Consider the following 16,522-nt stretch of genomic DNA (forward strand, 5'->3'; position numbering starts at 1 on the left):
AGGCGACATAGGACTTGGAGCCAAACACCGAGACCGGCAAAGCCGGATTATTCCCGAGGTGCAGCACGGCGATGGTCACGATGAAGGCCAGATAGAACCAGTTGGCGACAAAGATGTGGGGCTCCTTGCGCTTGACCAGCGTCATCAGGAACACCAGCAGGTAGGTTACCCAGACGATGGTCAGCCAGAGATCGGCATACCATTCCGGCTCGGCATATTCCTTGGATTGGGTTACGCCGAGCAGATAGCCGGTGCCCGCGATCAGGATGAAGAAATTATAGCCCAGAATGACGAACCAGGGCGCCAGATCACCGGCGAGTCGTACACGGCAGGTCTTTTGAACAACGTAGAACGAGGTCGCCAGCAATACGTTGCCGCCGAACGCGAACACCACCGCGGAAGTGTGCAGCGGTCGCAGTCGGCCAAAGCTGGTCCATGGCAGATCGAAGTTCAGCGCCGGCCATGCCAGCTGCATCGCGATCAGCAGGCCGACGGTGAAGCCGGCGATGCCCCAGAACATCGCCATAAACGAGGCAACCTTGATCGGGCCGAAATTGTAATTTGGCTTGCCGTTGATCTCCTGCGGCGGCAGCGTCGTCCTGTCAAAATAGCGGTTCAGAATGGCGAACACCGCGATCAGGCTGGCGGCACCAGCCAGCGTCGCGTGAAAAGCAAACGGCGCGTCCTCCGCCTTGCCCGCGGCCAGGATGCACAGGAATACGGCCACCGTGAAAAGGGCAGCCAGCCCCGACTCACCGGCGGTCATCCGTTTAACGTCGATATTTGGCTGCATGTCAGTTTCCCCGAGTCTGCAGCCTTCAAATCATGCCAAGACCGCAACCGATTTGATCGAGATCAAAAGTGGCGTGGTTTGGCGGCGACGCCGCTTGATCTGCGAGCTTGATGCAGGTCAAGATCGTGAGCCACCATTCGTACTATCTCGAGGGCACATGCCCAAGGATAGCGCCGGAATGACCCGCCACCTGTTGCATCACTTCGTCATCGCCAGCCTCCTGGTGACACCGGCTCTGGCCGCGTCACCGGCCGAACAGCGCGGGAAGACATTTGCTCGGGTGAATTGCGCGCGCTGCCATTCGATTGATCGGGTGACGCGAAGCCCGCTCAGGATCGCGCCACCGTTCCGCACGCTGCATGAACGCTACCGGATCGAAACCCTGGCCGAGGCGCTGGCGGAAGGCATTGTCACCGGCCATCCCACCATGCCGGAATTTCAGCTGGAGCCCGACCAGATCAATGACCTGCTGGCCTTCCTCAAGACCCTGGAATAGATCCTGGCGCGGTGCCGGCCGATCGCGTTCGTCGTTCAAACCACAGCTAACCCGGGCAGCTGCATTGCCGCTGGTTGACGGTCACTCCAGCCGCAGCGAGACATTGCAGAGTGACGGCTCCTCCGTATTGCTCTTCACGTCAAACCCGAGTTGCCGGCACATCGCCAGCATCACCCTGTTGTCGCGCAGCACATCGCCGGAAATGCGTTTCAGCCCTTCGGATTTCGCGTATTCGATGATCAGCTGCATCAGCGTCCAGCCGAGCCCGCGGCCTTTCAGATCGGAGCGCAGCAGGATCGCATATTCACCGCTTTCATAGATCGAATCGGAGTGCAGGCGCACAACGCCGACCATCTCGCGTGTCTTCCCATCGAAGGCCACAAAAGCCATTGCGCGGGCATAATCCAGCTGCGTCAGGCGGGCGATGAACTCATGGCTGAATTGCTTCATCGGCGCGAAGAAGCGCAGCCGGCGATCATCGCTGGTGACGTGTTCGAGAAATCGCTGGATGGTCGGCTCGTCCTCCGGACGGATCGGCCGGACGAAGACCTGCCACCCGTCCTTCACCTCGATGTGCCGCTGCCACTGCGATGGATAGGGCCGAACCGCGAAATTGGCAGGCCCACTGCCTCTGAATTTCCGCGTGATCTCGTTCACCGCGACGCGCGCATCGACGGCGAGCACGCCATGCTCGTCGGCCAATAGCGGATTGATGTCCAGTTCGCGGATTTCGGGAATGTCGGCCGCCATTTGAGCCAGCTTGACCAGCGTCAGCGCCACCGCGTCGGGCTTTACAGCCGGAACATCGCGGTAATGCTGCAGCAGGCGGGACACCCGCGTGCGCGCGATCAGGTCCCGTGCCAGCGGCAGGTCGAGCGGTGGCAGCGCCAGCGCCTTGTCATTGATGATCTCCACCGCGGTGCCGCCGCGACCGAACACCACGACGGTGCCGAAGGTGGGGTCGTCGGCAAGCCCGATGATCAGTTCGCGAACCTTGGGCCGAACCATCATCGCCTGGACGATGACACCATGGATGCGCGCCTCCGGACACAACTGCCGGGCACGGGCAAGAATGTCAGCGGTCGCCGCGCGCACGGCTTCGACGCCGGTCAGATTGAGAACGACCCCGCCCACGTCGGATTTGTGGGGAATGTCGCGCGACAGGATCTTGAGAACAACGGTATCGCCCTGCTCCAGGATCTTCGACGCATGCAAGACGGCTTCGTCGGCATCCGCCGCGACGAAGGTCGCAATCATTGGAATTTGGTACGCTTCCAGCAATTGCTTGATCTCGATCGGATCGAGCCACTGCCGCTGCTCGCTGATCGCCGTTTCGACGATCTTTCGCGCGGTCTCCTTGGCGGGAACGAACTCCTCCGGCAGCGCCGGCGGGACCTGCGCGAGCGATTCGACCAGCTCGCGATGCTGCACCAGATGCATGAAACCGTGCACGGCGTCACCGCCGGTGGGATAGTTCGGAATGCCGGCGGCACTCAGCTGCGCCCGGGTCCGGGGATCAGCTCCGACCCATACAGCCAGCACCGGCTTGGCAAAGCCGCGATGCGTCGCGCCATAATCCGCGACGGCCTTCATGACCGCCGCGGCAATCGCGTCGGCGGAAGAGATCGCGGTCTGCACGTTCATGACCAGAACGGCGTCATTGGCCGGATCGGCCAGCAGGATTTCCAAAGCCGCCGCGTAGCGCGCCGCATCGGCGTCGCCGATGATGTCGACCGGGTTGGCGCCGGACCAGGTTGGCGGAAGCACGGCGTCGAGCTGGGCGCGGGTAGAAGGGGAAATCGACGCCGGAACGCCGCCAAGTTCGGCCAGCCGATCGACTGCCAGCACGCCGATGCCACCGCCATTGGTCAGGATCGCCAGCCGCTTGCCGGCTGGCGACCCGATCCGGCCGAGGGTCTCGGCGCAGTCGAACAATTCGCGCAAATCGGCGACGCGAAGCACGCCCGCGCGGCGGAAGGCGGCGTCATAAACCGCGTCGGCACCGGCGAGCGCTCCGGTATGCGTCGCCGCCGCTTGCGCCCCCTGCGCCATGCGGCCGGACTTGATGACGATCACCGGCTTGACCCGGGCCGCCGCCCGCGCCGCCGACATGAATTTGCGGGCGTCCTTGATGGCCTCGACATAGAGCAGGATCGCCTTGGTCTTGCCATCGAGCGCGAAATAATCGAGTAGATCCGCGATATCGACGTCGAGCTGATCGCCAATCGAGACCACACCGGAGAAGCCCACGCCGCGTTGCTCGGCCCAGCCCACCATCCCGGCGACGATCGCGCCGGATTGCGAGATCAGCGCCAGATTACCCGCGCGCGGCATGGCGGCGGCAAAGGAGGCATTCAGCCGGGCGCCGGGCATCATCACGCCGATGCAGTTCGGCCCGATGATTCGCATGTGATGGCGGCGCGCCGCGTCGTCGATCTCTGCCTCGAGCGAGCCCGGACCATGGCCCAGCCCCGATGAGATGATCAGAGCGCCGGCGCAACCCAGACGTCCCGCCTCTTCGACCAGACCGGGAATCGCTTCGGCCGGCGCTGTGATCACCACCAGTTCCGGCACGAATGGCAATGCGGCCAGGCTACCGACTGTCGCGAGACCCGCGATCTCGGGATAGTGCGAATTGACCACGCCGAATGGTCCGTCGAACCCGGCCTGACGAATATTGCGCAACACCGCCTGACCGACCGAACCGGGATGCGGGCTGCCACCGACGAGCGCTACCGAGCGCGGCGCGAGCAGCTTGCTGAGACGATATATAGACATCGGGCCGGCTCCAATCGAGCCGTTTCCAGGACGGTCGCACGCGCCGTTCTGAATTAGCCCTTTAATGCGACATCATAACCCAGCAGGGTGGCTGACCGATGACGGTGTTGCTGGCGCCACCCCAGACCCACTCATTCATCACCGAGTGACGGTAGGCTCCCATCACCAGCAGATCAATCGCATGCGCCCTGGCATAGGCGCGAAACGCCATGCCGACAGAACTGCCGTCACGCTTCACCGTTTCGAAGCTTTCCGCCACACCGCGAAGCGCTATGAAAGGTCGCCGGCATTCGAGGCGCCGCGGGTCTTTTCGATCGTTGCCGCCTCGTCCCGATCGACAGGGATCATCGCCGCAGGACGGACCGCCGCATCCAGCTCAACCGCCACAGCGGAAATACGAGCCCCGATATCCACTGCCATCGCCACGCATTTCTCGATCGCAACGACAATAGCCGGGCCGAGATCGCCAACCAGCGGCAGCGGAGCTTCCTTGAATGCCATAGTGCCCCCGCTTGCCTGGACTAGCCGGCTCCGGCCAACCTGTCCCCACTGGTGCTGCGTGCCAGTGCGCGCATGACATCTTCCCGCGAGATGATGCCCGACAATTTCTGGTCCATATCGATGACCGGCATGCTGCGAATACGGTGATCAACCATCAGCTGCAGAACGCGCGTCAGCTTCGTCTCCGTGCCGACATAAATGAACTCCGACGTCATGACATCGGCGACCTGGCGCTGCATCAGCTCATTATATGGCGGCACCATATGGTCAGGCGTGAATACGAAGCAGGCGAGATAGTCCAGTTTGGACACAACCCCGACCACGTGGCCCTTTTCCCAAACCGGATAGGCGTTAAAATCATCCTGCTCAAACAGCTTGCCCAGTTCACGCATCGTCACCTCACTGGTAACGGTCGTGACCTTGCGGGTCATGTTGTCGCCAACGATCTGATCGAGGAAATAATTCACGACTATGATCCCATGTCTTGTGGATCAGCCGATAGAGCTATGCCGGCGGCTCATCCTAATGCCGGACAGTCCAGCATGTCGGGAGGGCGGCGCTGTTGATCGAGGTCAAACAACGAAGCTTCCGGAGCGCGGGACCCTGTTCAGGGCTATGCTGCGGGTAGCGGCGGGCCATCAGGGCATGCTAAATCTTCAGGGGATACCGGTGCGACCGGGAGGAAAGCAGCAGTTTGAAGCATCGAGCAGGACCACAGGGCGACAATTCGGAACGCGGCTACGCCATGTCGGGCATCGGCACGTGGGAGCTTGACCTTTTGACAGGGCAATTGGGCTGGTCCTCCGTTACCCGCTCGCTATTTGGACTCTCGGATTCGGACCCAGTCGATTACGCACGCTTTCTCTCGCTGCTCGAGCCGCTTGATCGCGAGCGCACCGAACTTGCTATCCAGCGATGCATCGAGACCGGCTGCGATTTCGACATTGAGTGCCAGGTCATCCGGCAGCCAGCCGGCCCCCACTGGATTCGCGCCCGGGGCGGGATCATTGCCGGCGAGGATGGGAGGCCGGCGGTGTTCAGCGGTGTAGTGCTTGATATCGACGAGCAGAAGCGGCAGGAGGTCGCCTTACGAACCCGGGAGGCCCATTTACGCTCGATCCTCGACACCATCCCGGATGCGATGATCGTGATCGATGCGATGGGTGCGATACAATCATTCAGTTCGGCCGCCGAACGCATGTTCGGCTACACCGGGCGCGAAGCGATCGGCCAGAATGTCAGCATCCTGATGCCGGATCCGGATCGCACCCGCCATGACGGCTATCTGAAGCGTTATGAGTCGACGCTGGAGCGGCACATCATCGGTGTTGGACGAATTGTGACCGGCAGCCGCCGTGATGGCACCGCGTTTCCGATGCATCTATCGATCGGCGAGATGCAATCCGGCGGCGAGCGCTATTTCACCGGATTCATTCGCGACCTCACCGAGCAACAGCAGACCCAGGCGAAAATGCAGGAATTGCAGTCCGAACTGATCCACATGTCGCGCTTGAGCGCGATGGGTGAGATGGCCTCGGCGCTCGCCCACGAACTGAACCAGCCGCTGGCCTCGATCAGCAATTACATGAACGGCTCACGCCGCTTGCTTGAGGCAAGCACGGACCCCAATCGCGCGCGAATCGAGAACGCGCTGCATAAAGCCGCCGAGCAGGCCGTTCGCGCGGGTCAGATCATTCGCCGGCTGCGGGATTTCGTCTCTCGCGACGAATCCGAGAAGCGCGTCGAAAGCCTTGCAAAGCTCGTCGAGGAAGCCGGGGCACTCGGCCTGACCGGCTCCCGTGAGCAGGGCGTGATGCTGCGATTCCACATCGACGCCCGATTTGACCGCGTTGTCGTCGACCGCGTCCAGATCCAGCAGGTCCTGGTCAATCTGTTTCGCAACGGATTGGAGGCCATGCACAACGCGCCGCGACAGGAACTTTCCATCACCAACTCGGTCGCCCCGGATGATATGGTGGAAATCGCTGTTTCCGATACCGGAAGCGGCTTTAGCGATGAAACGGCGGCCAAGCTGTTTCAGACATTCTTTACAACCAAGTCGACCGGAATGGGCGTCGGCCTTTCGATCAGCCGATCGATCGTCGAGGCACATGGCGGAAGAATGTGGGCCGAAACAAATACCTCGGGCGGCGCCACTTTCCGTTTCACCCTGCCCGCCGCGGCTTCCCAGGACCTTGTTCATGTCACCTGAAGATACCGTCTACGTCATTGACGACGACCCGGCGATGCGGGACTCGCTGGAGTTTTTGCTGGAATCGGCCGGATTTTCGGTCACGCTGTTCGAGTCCGCGCCCGTATTTCTGGAGAAGCTGCCGGCAATAAAGTTCGGCTGCGTGGTGTCGGACATCCGGATGCCCGGCATCAACGGCATGGACCTGCTGCGAGAACTGAAAACAAAGCGTGCGGACCTTCCCATCATCATCATGACAGGCCATGGCGATATCCCGTTGGCTGTCGAGGCGATCAAGCTCGGTGCTTTGGATTTTCTGGAAAAGCCGTTCGAGGACGAGCGGCTGATCGGAGCGATCCACACCGCTTTCAAGCAGGGCGAGGACAGCGCAAAGACCAAGAACATGGCCAGCGATCTGGCGGCACGCGTTGCCGGACTGAGCCAGCGCGAGCGGCAAGTCATGAACGGGCTGGTCGCCGGGCTGTCCAACAAGCTGATCGCCCGGGACTACGACATCAGCCCGCGAACCATCGAAGTCTACCGCGCCAATGTCATGACCAAAATGCAGGCCCGCAGCCTCTCGGAACTGGTGCGGCTGGCACTGCGCGCTGGAATTCTCGATGGTTGAGGCAGATCAACTGCACGCCTTGGAAGCGGGGTAGAATCGTCTCCCCGACCTATACGTGGGATGAGAGCTTGACTGTTAATGCCCCCTTGAAGGCGACCATACTGGTGCTGGATGACGATTCAGCAGTCCTGAGTTCGCTGCAATTTTTGTTGGAGACTCATGGCTTTGCCGTTTGCTCGTTTCGAAATCCCGCCGCCATGCTGGATTGGGCGGAGCAGAACCTGTTCGATTGCGTCGTAGTCGATTATAAAATGCCGGGCATCGACGGCCTCAAGGTGGCGGAACAGCTGCGCCGCCGCGGCAGCATGGCGCCGATCATTCTTGTTACCGGATTTCCGGATAATTCGATTTTCGTCAAGGCGGCTGCCGCAGGTATCCAGCAGGTATTGCTGAAGCCCCATATCGAGGAAAGCCTGGTTTCCCACATCCACGACCACCTTTCCGCGCGGGCGATGCCGTTATGATCGGCCGCGGCAGCCTCCGTAAACCTACTTAGGGGGAAGCCCTTAAGTGATGCGACCAAATAGCGGCGAGCGCCCGGCCCTGCCAAAAACGGTCATCCAATCGGGAGATGACCAATGCTCACACATTCAGTCGCAACCACCGAATCGAATGCCTTGCTGGCGCAGCCGCCGTGTCTGGCTCCCGCGGCCGATCAGTTCGGTACCGTGATGGGGCTCGCCAGCCTGGCCGCGACCACCTTCCGGTATCAGAAGGAAGAGGAAATCTTCGGGGAGGATGAACCCACGGATTATGTCTACCAGGTCGTCCACGGCGCGGTACGGACCTACAAGCTACTCTCCGACGGTCGACGCCAGATCGGATCCTTTCACCTTCCGGGCGATATTTTCGGACTTGAGTATGGCTCGCATCACCGCGTCACCGCCGAGGCGATCTGCGCGACGGAAGTCCGGCTGATCCAGCGCCGCGGCCTGGAAAACGCAGCGAAGGTCGATGTGCAGGTGGCCTGCGCGCTGTGGAATGTCACATCGGGCGAGTTGCGCCATGCCGAGGATCATATGTTGCTGCTCGGCTGCAAGACTGCGATGGAACGCGTCGCCGCCTTTCTGCTCGAGATGGACCGTCGTCTGGCCGCCGCCTCGATGGTGGCGCTGCCGATGTGCCGTCGCGATATCGGCGACTATCTCGGACTCACGCTTGAGACGGTATCCCGCGCGCTATCGATGTTGAGCGAGAAGGGCGTGCTGGATTTTTCCGGCGCGCGCCAGATCGTGATCCGGAAGCGGCAGTGGCTGCGGGATATCAACGCCTGACATACGGCGCGATTGACCTGCCTCAACCGCGCCGGCCGCCGGTTCGGGTAACTCGAATCCCGGCATCAGCCAGCGACCATGGAGTACCAGATGCGCGCGCATCAGATCATGACCCGAAACGTCATCACGGTCACGCCAGAGACCACCATCATCGAGGCCGCCAACATGATGCTTCACCATCACATCAGCGGGATGCCGGTGATGGACCATCAGGGCGTTCTGGTCGGAATCATCTCAGAGGGCGACTTCGTACGCCGCGTCGAAATCGGCACACAGCGCAAGCGCGGTCGCTGGCTCAGGTTTCTGCTCGGGCCCGGCGCCGCGGCCGCCGACTATGTCCGCGCGCAGGGCCGCAAGATCGGCGAAATCATGACGCCAAATCCACTGACCGTCACCGAGCAGACATCCCTGGAAGATATCGTGCTGCTGATGGAGAACAATAACGTCAAGCGCCTGCCGGTCATGAGCGACGGTCAGATCGTCGGCATCGTCTCGCGTTCAAACCTGCTGCAGGCCGTTGCGGCCCTCGCCCGCGACGTGCCCGACCCCACCGCCGACGACGATCATATTCGCAACCGGGTGATCGCCGCGATTACCAACAAGGATTGGGCGCCGTTCGGTCTCAATGTCGTGGTGCGTAACGGCATCGCTCATCTCGATGGTGTGATTACGGAGGAACGTTCCCGCGCCGCGTCCATTGTCGCAGCGGAGGCCGTGGAAGGCGTTAAAGAAGTCCACGACCATCTTTGCTGGGTCGAGCCGATGTCGGGAATGTATCTTGTCTCGGCGGAAGACGAAAAGAAGGCTTCCGAGGCCCGTTAGAATCCCAGACCGGTTTCATTACAGCACACGAGGTCCGAATGCTCGATGTTTCGCCTGGAATTTCCGCGTTGAGCGATGATGAAATCGACCTGATCAACCGCTACTGGCGGGCCGCCAATTATCTGTCGGTTGGCCAGATCTATCTGTTGGACAACCCGCTGCTCCGCGAGCCGCTGCGGCGAGAACACATCAAGCCGCGGCTGCTCGGTCATTGGGGCACAACGCCCGGCCTGAATTTCATCTACGCCCATCTCAACCGGTTGATCCGTGCCCGCGACCTGAGCTTGCTCTATGTCTGTGGCCCCGGCCATGGCGGCCCGGGAATGGTAGCCAACACCTATCTCGAAGGCACCTATAGCGAGATCTATCCCGATATCAGCCGTGACGCCGACGGCCTGCAGAAGCTGTTCCGGCAATTCTCGTTTCCCGGCGGCATTCCCAGCCACGCCGCGCCGGAGACCCCGGGTTCGATCCATGAGGGTGGCGAACTGGGCTATGCGCTGGTGCACGCCTATGGCGCGGCCTTCGACAATCCGGACCTCACGGTCGCTTGTGTGATCGGCGACGGCGAGGCCGAGACCGGCGCGCTCGCGGCCTCCTGGCACTCCAACAAATTCCTCAATCCGCTCCATGATGGAGCGGTGCTGCCGATCCTGCACCTGAACGGCTACAAGATTGCCAACCCGACCATCCTCGCCCGCATGTCGGATGAGGAACTGCGCGATCTGTTCGCCGGCTACGGCCATGAACCGCTATTCGTCGAGGGCAGCGATCCCGCCACCATGCACCGGCTGATGGCCAACACGCTCGAAATCGCTTTCGATCGCATTCATGCGATCCAGAACGCCGCCCGCCACGACAAGCAGACGGCTCGGCCACGATGGCCCATGATCATCCTGCGCAGTCCGAAGGGCTGGACCGGTCCCAAGGAAGTCGATGGCCTCAAGGTCGAGGGGTTCTGGCGTGCCCATCAGGTCCCGATCGGCAATCCGCGTGGCAATCCTGAACATTTGCGGCTGCTTGAAGCGTGGATGCGCAGCTATCAGCCGGAGACCCTGTTCGACGAGGCCGGCAGGCTGCGCCCGGAATTGCAGGCACTGGCCCCCGATGGCGACCGCCGCATGGGCGCCAGTCCGCATGGCAATGGCGGGACGCTCCGGCGCGAACTGAAGCTGCCTGATTTTCGCGACTATGCGCTGACCGTCGCAAGACCCGGCGCCAGCCTCGGCGAGGCCACCCGCGAGATGGGCAAATTCCTGCGCGACGTGATCACGCTGAATGCGCAAACGCGCAACTTCCGTATCATGGGCCCCGACGAAACCGCGTCGAACCGCCTCGACGCCGTGTTCGAAGTGACCGAGCGGCAGTGGATGGAGGGCATCGAGCCTTACGACGTGCATCTGGCGCAAGACGGACGCGTCATGGAAGTGCTCAGCGAGCATCTGTGCCAGGGTTGGCTCGAAGGCTACCTGCTCACCGGTCGACACGGCCTGATATCCTGTTACGAGGCCTTTATCCACATCGTCGATTCGATGTTCAACCAGCATGCCAAATGGCTGAAAGTCTCCCGTGCGTTGCCGTGGCGCCGGCCGATCGCGTCGTTGAACTACCTCCTGACCTCGCATGTCTGGCGCCAGGATCACAACGGCTTCAGCCATCAGGACCCCGGCTTTGTCGACCATGTCGTCAACAAGAAGGCTGATATCGTTCGCGTCTATTTTCCACCGGACGCCAACACCCTGCTGTGGATCACGGACCATGTGCTGCGTACCTATGACCGCATCAATGTCATCGTTGCCGGCAAGCAACCGGCGCCGCAATGGCTGACCATGGACCAGGCTGCTACCCATTGCGACGCCGGCATTGGTATCTGGCCCTGGGCAGGTACCGAGCGGGTCGTCAACGAGCCCGACGTGGTGATGGCATGCTGCGGCGACGTTCCGACGCTGGAGACCCTGGCCGCGGTGGACCTGCTGCGCCAGGTGGTTCCGGATCTGAACATCCGCGTCATCAATGTCGTTGACATGATGACGCTGCAGCCGAAAGAGCAGCATCCCCACGGGCTGAGCGACCGCGATTTCGACACCATGTTCACCCGCGACAAGCCGGTGATCTTTGCCTTTCACGGCTACCCGCATCTGATTCACCGGCTGACTTACAGCCGGGCCAATCACGATCGGATGCATGTGCACGGCTTCGAGGAAGAAGGCACCACCACGACGCCGTTCGACATGGTGGTGCTGAACCGGCTGGATCGCTTTCATCTGGCGATCGACGTCATCGAGCGCGTGCCGAGCCTTGGCGTCGCCGCGGCTTCGATCAAGCAGCAGCTCCGTGACGCCCTGATCGAGCACAGCCGCTATATTCGCGCCCACGGTGAAGACGTGCCGGAAATCCGTGACTGGACCTGGCCCTATGACGCCGCGCCATCCGGCGGCTAGATCTCGTCCACCGTGACGACCTACCGATGAGAGCGATGATGCCCGACGCCATTCTGGTCCTCAATGCCGGCTCTACGACCATCAAGTTCGGGCTGTTCGACATCCTTCCGACCGGCCCGCAATCGCTGTGCAAGGGCCTGCTCGACGAGCACGACGCCACGCCGCGGCTCACCATCAAGGACGGCGATGGCGTGGTGCTGTTTGACAAGCAGCAACCGGACCGCGACGACGAGGCGGGACTGCTCGATGACATCCTGAACTGGGTCGATGGCTATCTGGCCAGCGATGACCTGCTGGCCATCGGCCATCGCATCGTTCACGGCGGTCCGGATCTGGTTGCGCCGGTATTCATTGACGACGCCGTGCTTGAGGCGATGCAAGCGCTGACGCCATTGGCCCCGCTGCACCAGCCGCGCTGCCTTTCCCCGATCAGGTCGATCATGTCGCTGCGGCCTGAACTGCCGCAGATTGCCTGCTTCGACACCGCGTTCCATCACGATCTCGGACCACTGTCCCGTCGCTTCGCCATTCCGCGCCGCTTCGACGGATTGGGCGTCCGCCGCTACGGCTTCCATGGCCTGTCCTACCAGTTCATCGCGCAACGCCTGGCGGAGATATCGCCGACACTCACGGAGAAGCGCACCGTGGTGGCGCATCTCGGCAGTGGATCGAGCCTGTGCGCGCTGCGTAACGGTGCCAGCGTCGATACCACGATGGGGCTGACCGCGCTCGACGGGCTGATGATGGCCACACGTTGTGGCACCATCGATCCCGGCGTGTTGCTCTATCTGCAGCGCGCCCACGACCTGTCGCCGGACGAACTTGAGAAGATTCTATATTATGAGTCCGGGCTGCTCGGCGTGTCCGGACTTTCGGCGGATATGCGGGTGCTGGTTGCCAGCGACGAACCGCATGCGATCGAGGCCGTCGACCTGTTTGTCGAACGCGCGGCGAAGGAAATCGCGGCGATGGCGGTCAGCCTGCAGGGGCTTGACTGCCTGGTGTTCACCGGCGGCATTGGCGAACACAGTGCCACTATCCGCGCGCGAATCTGCGCCCGTCTGGCCTGGCTCGGCGCGGCGATCGACCCGCAGGCCAATGCGGATGCGGCCGACCGCATCGCAGCGGCATCCAGCCATATTGATATCCGCGTGATCCCGACCAGCGAAGAGACGACCATCGCCCGGGCTAGCGCCAATCTGCTGGACGGTCGATTGGATCCACGCTGATTTGAGGTGCGTCAACCCAAGGCTTTGCGTTCCGATCTAACATTTCCACCGCGCGGGCTCGCCCGCCAACCATGTGGAGAACCGCCATGCCCAAGAGTATCCTCGTCCACCTGCCTTCCGAGCAACAGATCAGGCCGATCACCGATGGCGCGATTTCAGTCGCGATGTCGCTGGGAGCGCGCGTTGACGCCATCTCGATCGGTTACGAGTCTGCCAATATCAGCTTCGCCGTCGAAGGCGGAACCGCCGTCGCGGCCGTGTATGAAATGGAGCACGAGCGCGCGCTGGCCCGCACGGAAGCCGCCATTGCCGTGTTCGAGGCGGAGGCCCGCAATGCCGGGATTGCCTACACGTGCAAGTCCTTGATTGCCAATCCGGCGCAGGCGGGCGAGATGCTCAGTGCCACATCGCGGCTGTATGATCTCACGATCGTTCCGCAGCCGGAGTATAGTCACGACAGCTACGACAATTCCATCGCACTCGACATCCTGTTCGGGTCGGGGGGCCCGGTGCTGTTTGTGCCCTATACGCATCGCGGGCCGCTGCCGCTGAAGCGGGTCGGCATTGCGTGGGACGGCAGCAGGATGGCGGCCCGTGCGGTCCGCGATGCCATGCCTTTCTTGAACGTCGCCACCGACATCACGATCATCAGCATCAATGAAGATCAGGCATCGACCGCCCCGACCTCGGCGGCAGCATTGGCGCAGTATCTGGCCGGCCATGGAATGACCGCCCGTATCGAGCGCATGGACGCCGATCGCGGGCAGATCCAGCCGACCATCCTGTCGATTGCGGCGGATGCCGGCATCGATCTGATCGTCATGGGCGGATACGGCCACTCCCGCCTGCAGGAGCGACTTCTCGGCGGGGTCACACGGGCGATGCTGCACGCGATGACGGTCCCGACGCTGATGTCGCATTGATGGGATCGCCTGGCGCCAGCGAAAACATCAGGAATTCTCTGGCGGGGTTGCGCCGCCGCGTCTATGGCGTGCTTGAGCGGGATGGCGGCACGGACATCACCGGTTCCGTGCTGAACTACCTGCTTGTCGCGCTCATCGTCGTGACACTGATCGCAACCGTACTCGAATCCGTTCCCCATCTCGCCGAAACCTACAGCACCCTTCTTCAGTCGATCGAGTGGGCCGCGACGGGCATTTTCTCCGCGGAATACGTCGCTCGCCTCTGGAGCGCGACGGAACACCCGCCGCTGCGGCATCACGGTCGCTTCTTTGGCCGGTTGCGGTTTGCTCTTAGCCCGCACGGGCTCGTCGATCTCGCTGCCATCCTCCCCTTCTGGCTTGGCTTCGTCATCGACCCGGATTTCAGACTGTTGCTGGTTGTGCGTCTGCTGCGCTTTTTCAAGCTCACACGACATTCACCTGCGATGCGTTCGCTGCTGGACGCCCTTTACGCCGAGCGGCGAGCGCTGGCAGGATGTCTCGTCATTCTGCTTGGAACGGCGCTGGTCGCCGCGGCGCTGATGCATCTGGCGGAGCGCACCGCCCAACCCGATAAATTTGGAACGATCCCCGATGCGCTATGGTGGGCGATCGTGACGCTTGGCACGGTCGGCTATGGCGACGCCGTTCCGATCACGGCGCTGGGCCGCCTGATCGCCGGCATCACCATATTCGCAGGCCTGCTGATGGTGGCGCTGCCGGTCGGCATTGTCGCCACCGCCTTTGCCAACGAGGTCCATCGCAGGGACTTTATCGTTACCTGGGGTCTCGTCGCCCGTATCCCGCTGTTCAGCACGCTGACAGCCCCCGAAATCGCCGACGTGATGAGCGTGCTGCGGGCGCGAAAGGTCGATGCCGGAACGGTTATCGCCCGACGCGGAGAGCCCGCTCATTCCATGTACCTGATCGCTGATGGCGAGGTGGAATTGAAACTGAAGCACAGGCCGATCCGGCTTGTCGCCGGCCAGTTCTTCGGCGAGATCGCCGCGCTGCGTCATAGCCGACGGTCCGCTACGGCGACGTCTACCATGCCGACGCGCCTGCTCGTGCTGGATGCCTCGGATCTCCATGCCTTGATGGACCGACAGCCAATACTGGCAGGCCGCATCGAAGAGGCGGCGCGCGAGAAGCTTGGCCACGACCTCTACGCGCCGAACAGTGATCTTGTCGCCGAAGAGCTTTACGCCCCGATCCGCTAAGCTCGATTTATGGATTGCGTCAGATCAAGATTCGACGAAGTCCACCATGCTAGCTTGAACAGCGAACAAAGGAGGCTGCCATGCGCGCCCACCAGATCATGACGCATCAGGTCATCACGGTATCTCCCGAGACTTCAACCCTCGACGCCGCCAATATTATGCTCAGACATCATATCAGCGGATTGCCGGTCCTTGATTCGTCCGGCGCATTGATTGGCATTGTCTCCGAGGGCGACTTCCTGCGGCGCACCGAGATCGGGACCCAGCGAAAGCGGGCTGGATGGCTGCGGTTTTTTACCAGCCCAGGTCGCCTTGCCGACGATTTCGTCTCTGAACGGGGCCGCTCGGTAGCCGATGTCATGACCACGGAACCGATCACGGCCAGCGAGGAGACCGAACTCGGCGAGCTTGTCTCTTTGATGGAGCGCAAGGGCATCAAGCGCCTGCCAGTGCTACGGCAGGGCAAATTGGTGGGAATCGTGACCCGATCTAATCTGCTTCAGGCGGTCGCGAGCATGGCGAAGGAAATTCCCGACCCGACCGCCGACGACGATCACATCCGCGCCCGCCTGCTGCGCACCTATGATGCGACGGACTGGCAACCGATCGGACTGCAAGTCATCGTACGCAACGGCGTCGTTTACCTGCATGGCTTGATCGGCGACGACCGCGCCCGCCGGGCGGCGGTGGTCGCCGCGGAGAACACCGATGGCGTCAAAGCGGTGCATGACCACATTTGCCTGGTCGACAGTTGGTCCGGCTATTACGTGCAGTCGCCGGAAGATATCAAGGCGGCAGGCTGACGGTTCGACAGGGTATCAACACATGGCATGGCTGTTACGACTGGTCTGGATCGCGGCGGCGGCGATCGCCTCGCTATTCGTCGCCCGCGACGCGCTGAATTTCGGCTTTGTACAAACAATCGTAACCGTGGTTCTGATGATCGGCGCAGCCATCATGGTCGTTGGCTGGACGATGCGACGCGAAATCTAGCGCCTGATCGGCGCGTTGAATCGCGTCACCGCTCCGCCTGAGAGTCTCCCCCAAGCGGAGCCCGGCGATTAAGCATTGTGACCTATGAAGCGTCCTGTCGTTTGCCGCTCTTCAAAAGACCGGCGACGAGATCGATGGCATGGACACCATGATCGAGCATGCGGTCGGTTTCACGACGGGCAAAGTCGATCTGGTGGCGACTGCATTCCTGCCAG

Annotated in this window: 17 protein-coding genes; 12 read left to right on the top strand and 5 right to left on the bottom strand. The window is 61.9% G+C overall.

The window, feature by feature from the left end:
- Positions 1 to 766, bottom strand: a 766-nt coding sequence (locus Q0S16_RS17770; protein WP_295850794.1) for a cbb3-type cytochrome c oxidase subunit I, incomplete at its 3' end; no start/stop codon positions are given.
- Positions 767 to 971: 205 nt separating this feature from the next.
- Between Q0S16_RS17770 and Q0S16_RS17775 the strand changes: the two genes are divergently transcribed.
- Positions 972 to 1,289 carry a cytochrome c gene (locus Q0S16_RS17775; protein ID WP_295850755.1) on the top strand — a complete coding sequence of 106 codons (318 nt, stop codon included), beginning with the start codon at positions 972 to 974 and terminating at the stop codon, positions 1,287 to 1,289.
- Positions 1,290 to 1,370: 81 nt separating this feature from the next.
- Here the strand turns inward: Q0S16_RS17775 and Q0S16_RS17780 are convergent, their stop codons facing one another.
- The 4 genes from Q0S16_RS17780 to Q0S16_RS17795 all read right to left on the bottom strand — a co-directional run bounded on the left by Q0S16_RS17780 (position 1,371) and on the right by Q0S16_RS17795 (position 5,035).
- Positions 1,371 to 4,067, bottom strand: coding sequence for a bifunctional acetate--CoA ligase family protein/GNAT family N-acetyltransferase (locus Q0S16_RS17780; protein ID WP_295850758.1), 2,697 nt, complete (start codon positions 4,065 to 4,067; stop codon positions 1,371 to 1,373).
- Between the two features lie 61 nt (positions 4,068 to 4,128).
- Positions 4,129 to 4,305, bottom strand: a complete 177-nt coding sequence (locus Q0S16_RS17785; protein WP_295850760.1) for a universal stress protein — start codon at positions 4,303 to 4,305, stop codon at positions 4,129 to 4,131.
- Between the two features lie 32 nt (positions 4,306 to 4,337).
- Entirely contained in the window at positions 4,338 to 4,568 is a 231-nt protein-coding gene (locus tag Q0S16_RS17790; RefSeq protein ID WP_295850763.1) for a hypothetical protein, read from the bottom strand.
- A gap of 20 nt (positions 4,569 to 4,588) precedes the next feature.
- Positions 4,589 to 5,035, bottom strand: coding sequence for a CBS domain-containing protein (locus Q0S16_RS17795; RefSeq protein WP_295850766.1), 447 nt, complete (start codon positions 5,033 to 5,035; stop codon positions 4,589 to 4,591).
- Between the two features lie 278 nt (positions 5,036 to 5,313).
- Here Q0S16_RS17795 and fixL point away from each other — a divergent pair, with 278 nt between their 5' ends.
- From fixL to Q0S16_RS17850, 11 genes are all read left to right on the top strand, one after another.
- A complete protein-coding gene (gene fixL, locus Q0S16_RS17800) occupies positions 5,314 to 6,780 on the top strand; it encodes a sensor protein FixL (RefSeq protein ID WP_295850797.1) in 1,467 nt (488 codons plus the stop codon).
- On the top strand, positions 6,770 to 7,387 hold the full coding sequence (gene fixJ / locus Q0S16_RS17805; protein ID WP_295850769.1) for a response regulator FixJ: 618 nt from the start codon (positions 6,770 to 6,772) through the stop codon (positions 7,385 to 7,387). The genes fixL and fixJ overlap by 11 nt, the downstream gene beginning before the upstream one ends.
- Positions 7,388 to 7,455: 68 nt before the next feature.
- Entirely contained in the window at positions 7,456 to 7,851 is a 396-nt protein-coding gene (locus Q0S16_RS17810) for a response regulator (protein ID WP_295850771.1), read from the top strand.
- A gap of 114 nt (positions 7,852 to 7,965) precedes the next feature.
- Positions 7,966 to 8,661, top strand: a complete 696-nt coding sequence (locus Q0S16_RS17815; protein WP_295850774.1) for a helix-turn-helix domain-containing protein — start codon at positions 7,966 to 7,968, stop codon at positions 8,659 to 8,661.
- A gap of 90 nt (positions 8,662 to 8,751) precedes the next feature.
- Positions 8,752 to 9,483, top strand: a complete 732-nt coding sequence (locus Q0S16_RS17820) for a CBS domain-containing protein (protein WP_295850777.1) — start codon at positions 8,752 to 8,754, stop codon at positions 9,481 to 9,483.
- Positions 9,484 to 9,521: 38 nt separating this feature from the next.
- Positions 9,522 to 11,924, top strand: a complete 2,403-nt coding sequence (locus tag Q0S16_RS17825; protein WP_295850780.1) for a phosphoketolase family protein — start codon at positions 9,522 to 9,524, stop codon at positions 11,922 to 11,924.
- A 38-nt stretch (positions 11,925 to 11,962) separates the two neighbouring features.
- A complete protein-coding gene (locus Q0S16_RS17830; protein WP_295850783.1) occupies positions 11,963 to 13,153 on the top strand; it encodes an acetate/propionate family kinase in 1,191 nt (396 codons plus the stop codon).
- Between the two features lie 86 nt (positions 13,154 to 13,239).
- Positions 13,240 to 14,076, top strand: coding sequence for a universal stress protein (locus tag Q0S16_RS17835; protein WP_295850785.1), 837 nt, complete (start codon positions 13,240 to 13,242; stop codon positions 14,074 to 14,076).
- The gene (locus Q0S16_RS17840) at positions 14,076 to 15,314 is read left to right on the top strand and encodes a cyclic nucleotide-gated ion channel (protein ID WP_295850788.1); all 1,239 of its coding nucleotides are present in this window, start codon (positions 14,076 to 14,078) and stop codon (positions 15,312 to 15,314) included. The genes Q0S16_RS17835 and Q0S16_RS17840 overlap by 1 nt, the downstream gene beginning before the upstream one ends.
- Positions 15,315 to 15,394: 80 nt before the next feature.
- The gene (locus Q0S16_RS17845; protein ID WP_295850790.1) at positions 15,395 to 16,117 is read left to right on the top strand and encodes a CBS domain-containing protein; all 723 of its coding nucleotides are present in this window, start codon (positions 15,395 to 15,397) and stop codon (positions 16,115 to 16,117) included.
- A gap of 22 nt (positions 16,118 to 16,139) precedes the next feature.
- Positions 16,140 to 16,307 (top strand): hypothetical protein, encoded by a 168-nt coding sequence (locus Q0S16_RS17850; RefSeq protein ID WP_295850792.1) that lies wholly within the window; start codon positions 16,140 to 16,142, stop codon positions 16,305 to 16,307.
- Positions 16,308 to 16,522 lie beyond the last annotated feature (215 nt).

Source organism: Tardiphaga sp. (assembly GCF_025356345.1).
In the GTDB taxonomy this organism is placed as follows: domain Bacteria; phylum Pseudomonadota; class Alphaproteobacteria; order Rhizobiales; family Xanthobacteraceae; genus Tardiphaga.

Excerpts from the sequence above, each read along its gene's own strand:
- Q0S16_RS17835 (WP_295850785.1), top strand. The coding sequence starts at position 13,240 with ATGCCCAAGAGTATCCTCGTCCACCTGCCTTCCGAGCAACAGATCAGG.
- Q0S16_RS17815 (WP_295850774.1), top strand. The coding sequence starts at position 7,966 with ATGCTCACACATTCAGTCGCAACCACCGAATCGAATGCCTTGCTGGCG.
- Q0S16_RS17840 (WP_295850788.1), top strand. The coding sequence starts at position 14,076 with ATGGGATCGCCTGGCGCCAGCGAAAACATCAGGAATTCTCTGGCGGGG.
- fixJ (WP_295850769.1), top strand. The coding sequence starts at position 6,770 with ATGTCACCTGAAGATACCGTCTACGTCATTGACGACGACCCGGCGATG.
- Q0S16_RS17790 (WP_295850763.1), bottom strand. The coding sequence starts at position 4,568 with ATGGCATTCAAGGAAGCTCCGCTGCCGCTGGTTGGCGATCTCGGCCCG.
- fixL (WP_295850797.1), top strand. The coding sequence starts at position 5,314 with ATGTCGGGCATCGGCACGTGGGAGCTTGACCTTTTGACAGGGCAATTG.
- Q0S16_RS17775 (WP_295850755.1), top strand. The coding sequence starts at position 972 with ATGACCCGCCACCTGTTGCATCACTTCGTCATCGCCAGCCTCCTGGTG.
- Q0S16_RS17825 (WP_295850780.1), top strand. The coding sequence starts at position 9,522 with ATGCTCGATGTTTCGCCTGGAATTTCCGCGTTGAGCGATGATGAAATC.
- Q0S16_RS17780 (WP_295850758.1), bottom strand. The coding sequence starts at position 4,067 with ATGTCTATATATCGTCTCAGCAAGCTGCTCGCGCCGCGCTCGGTAGCG.
- Q0S16_RS17850 (WP_295850792.1), top strand. The coding sequence starts at position 16,140 with ATGGCATGGCTGTTACGACTGGTCTGGATCGCGGCGGCGGCGATCGCC.
- Q0S16_RS17820 (WP_295850777.1), top strand. The coding sequence starts at position 8,752 with ATGCGCGCGCATCAGATCATGACCCGAAACGTCATCACGGTCACGCCA.
- Q0S16_RS17830 (WP_295850783.1), top strand. The coding sequence starts at position 11,963 with ATGCCCGACGCCATTCTGGTCCTCAATGCCGGCTCTACGACCATCAAG.
- Q0S16_RS17845 (WP_295850790.1), top strand. The coding sequence starts at position 15,395 with ATGCGCGCCCACCAGATCATGACGCATCAGGTCATCACGGTATCTCCC.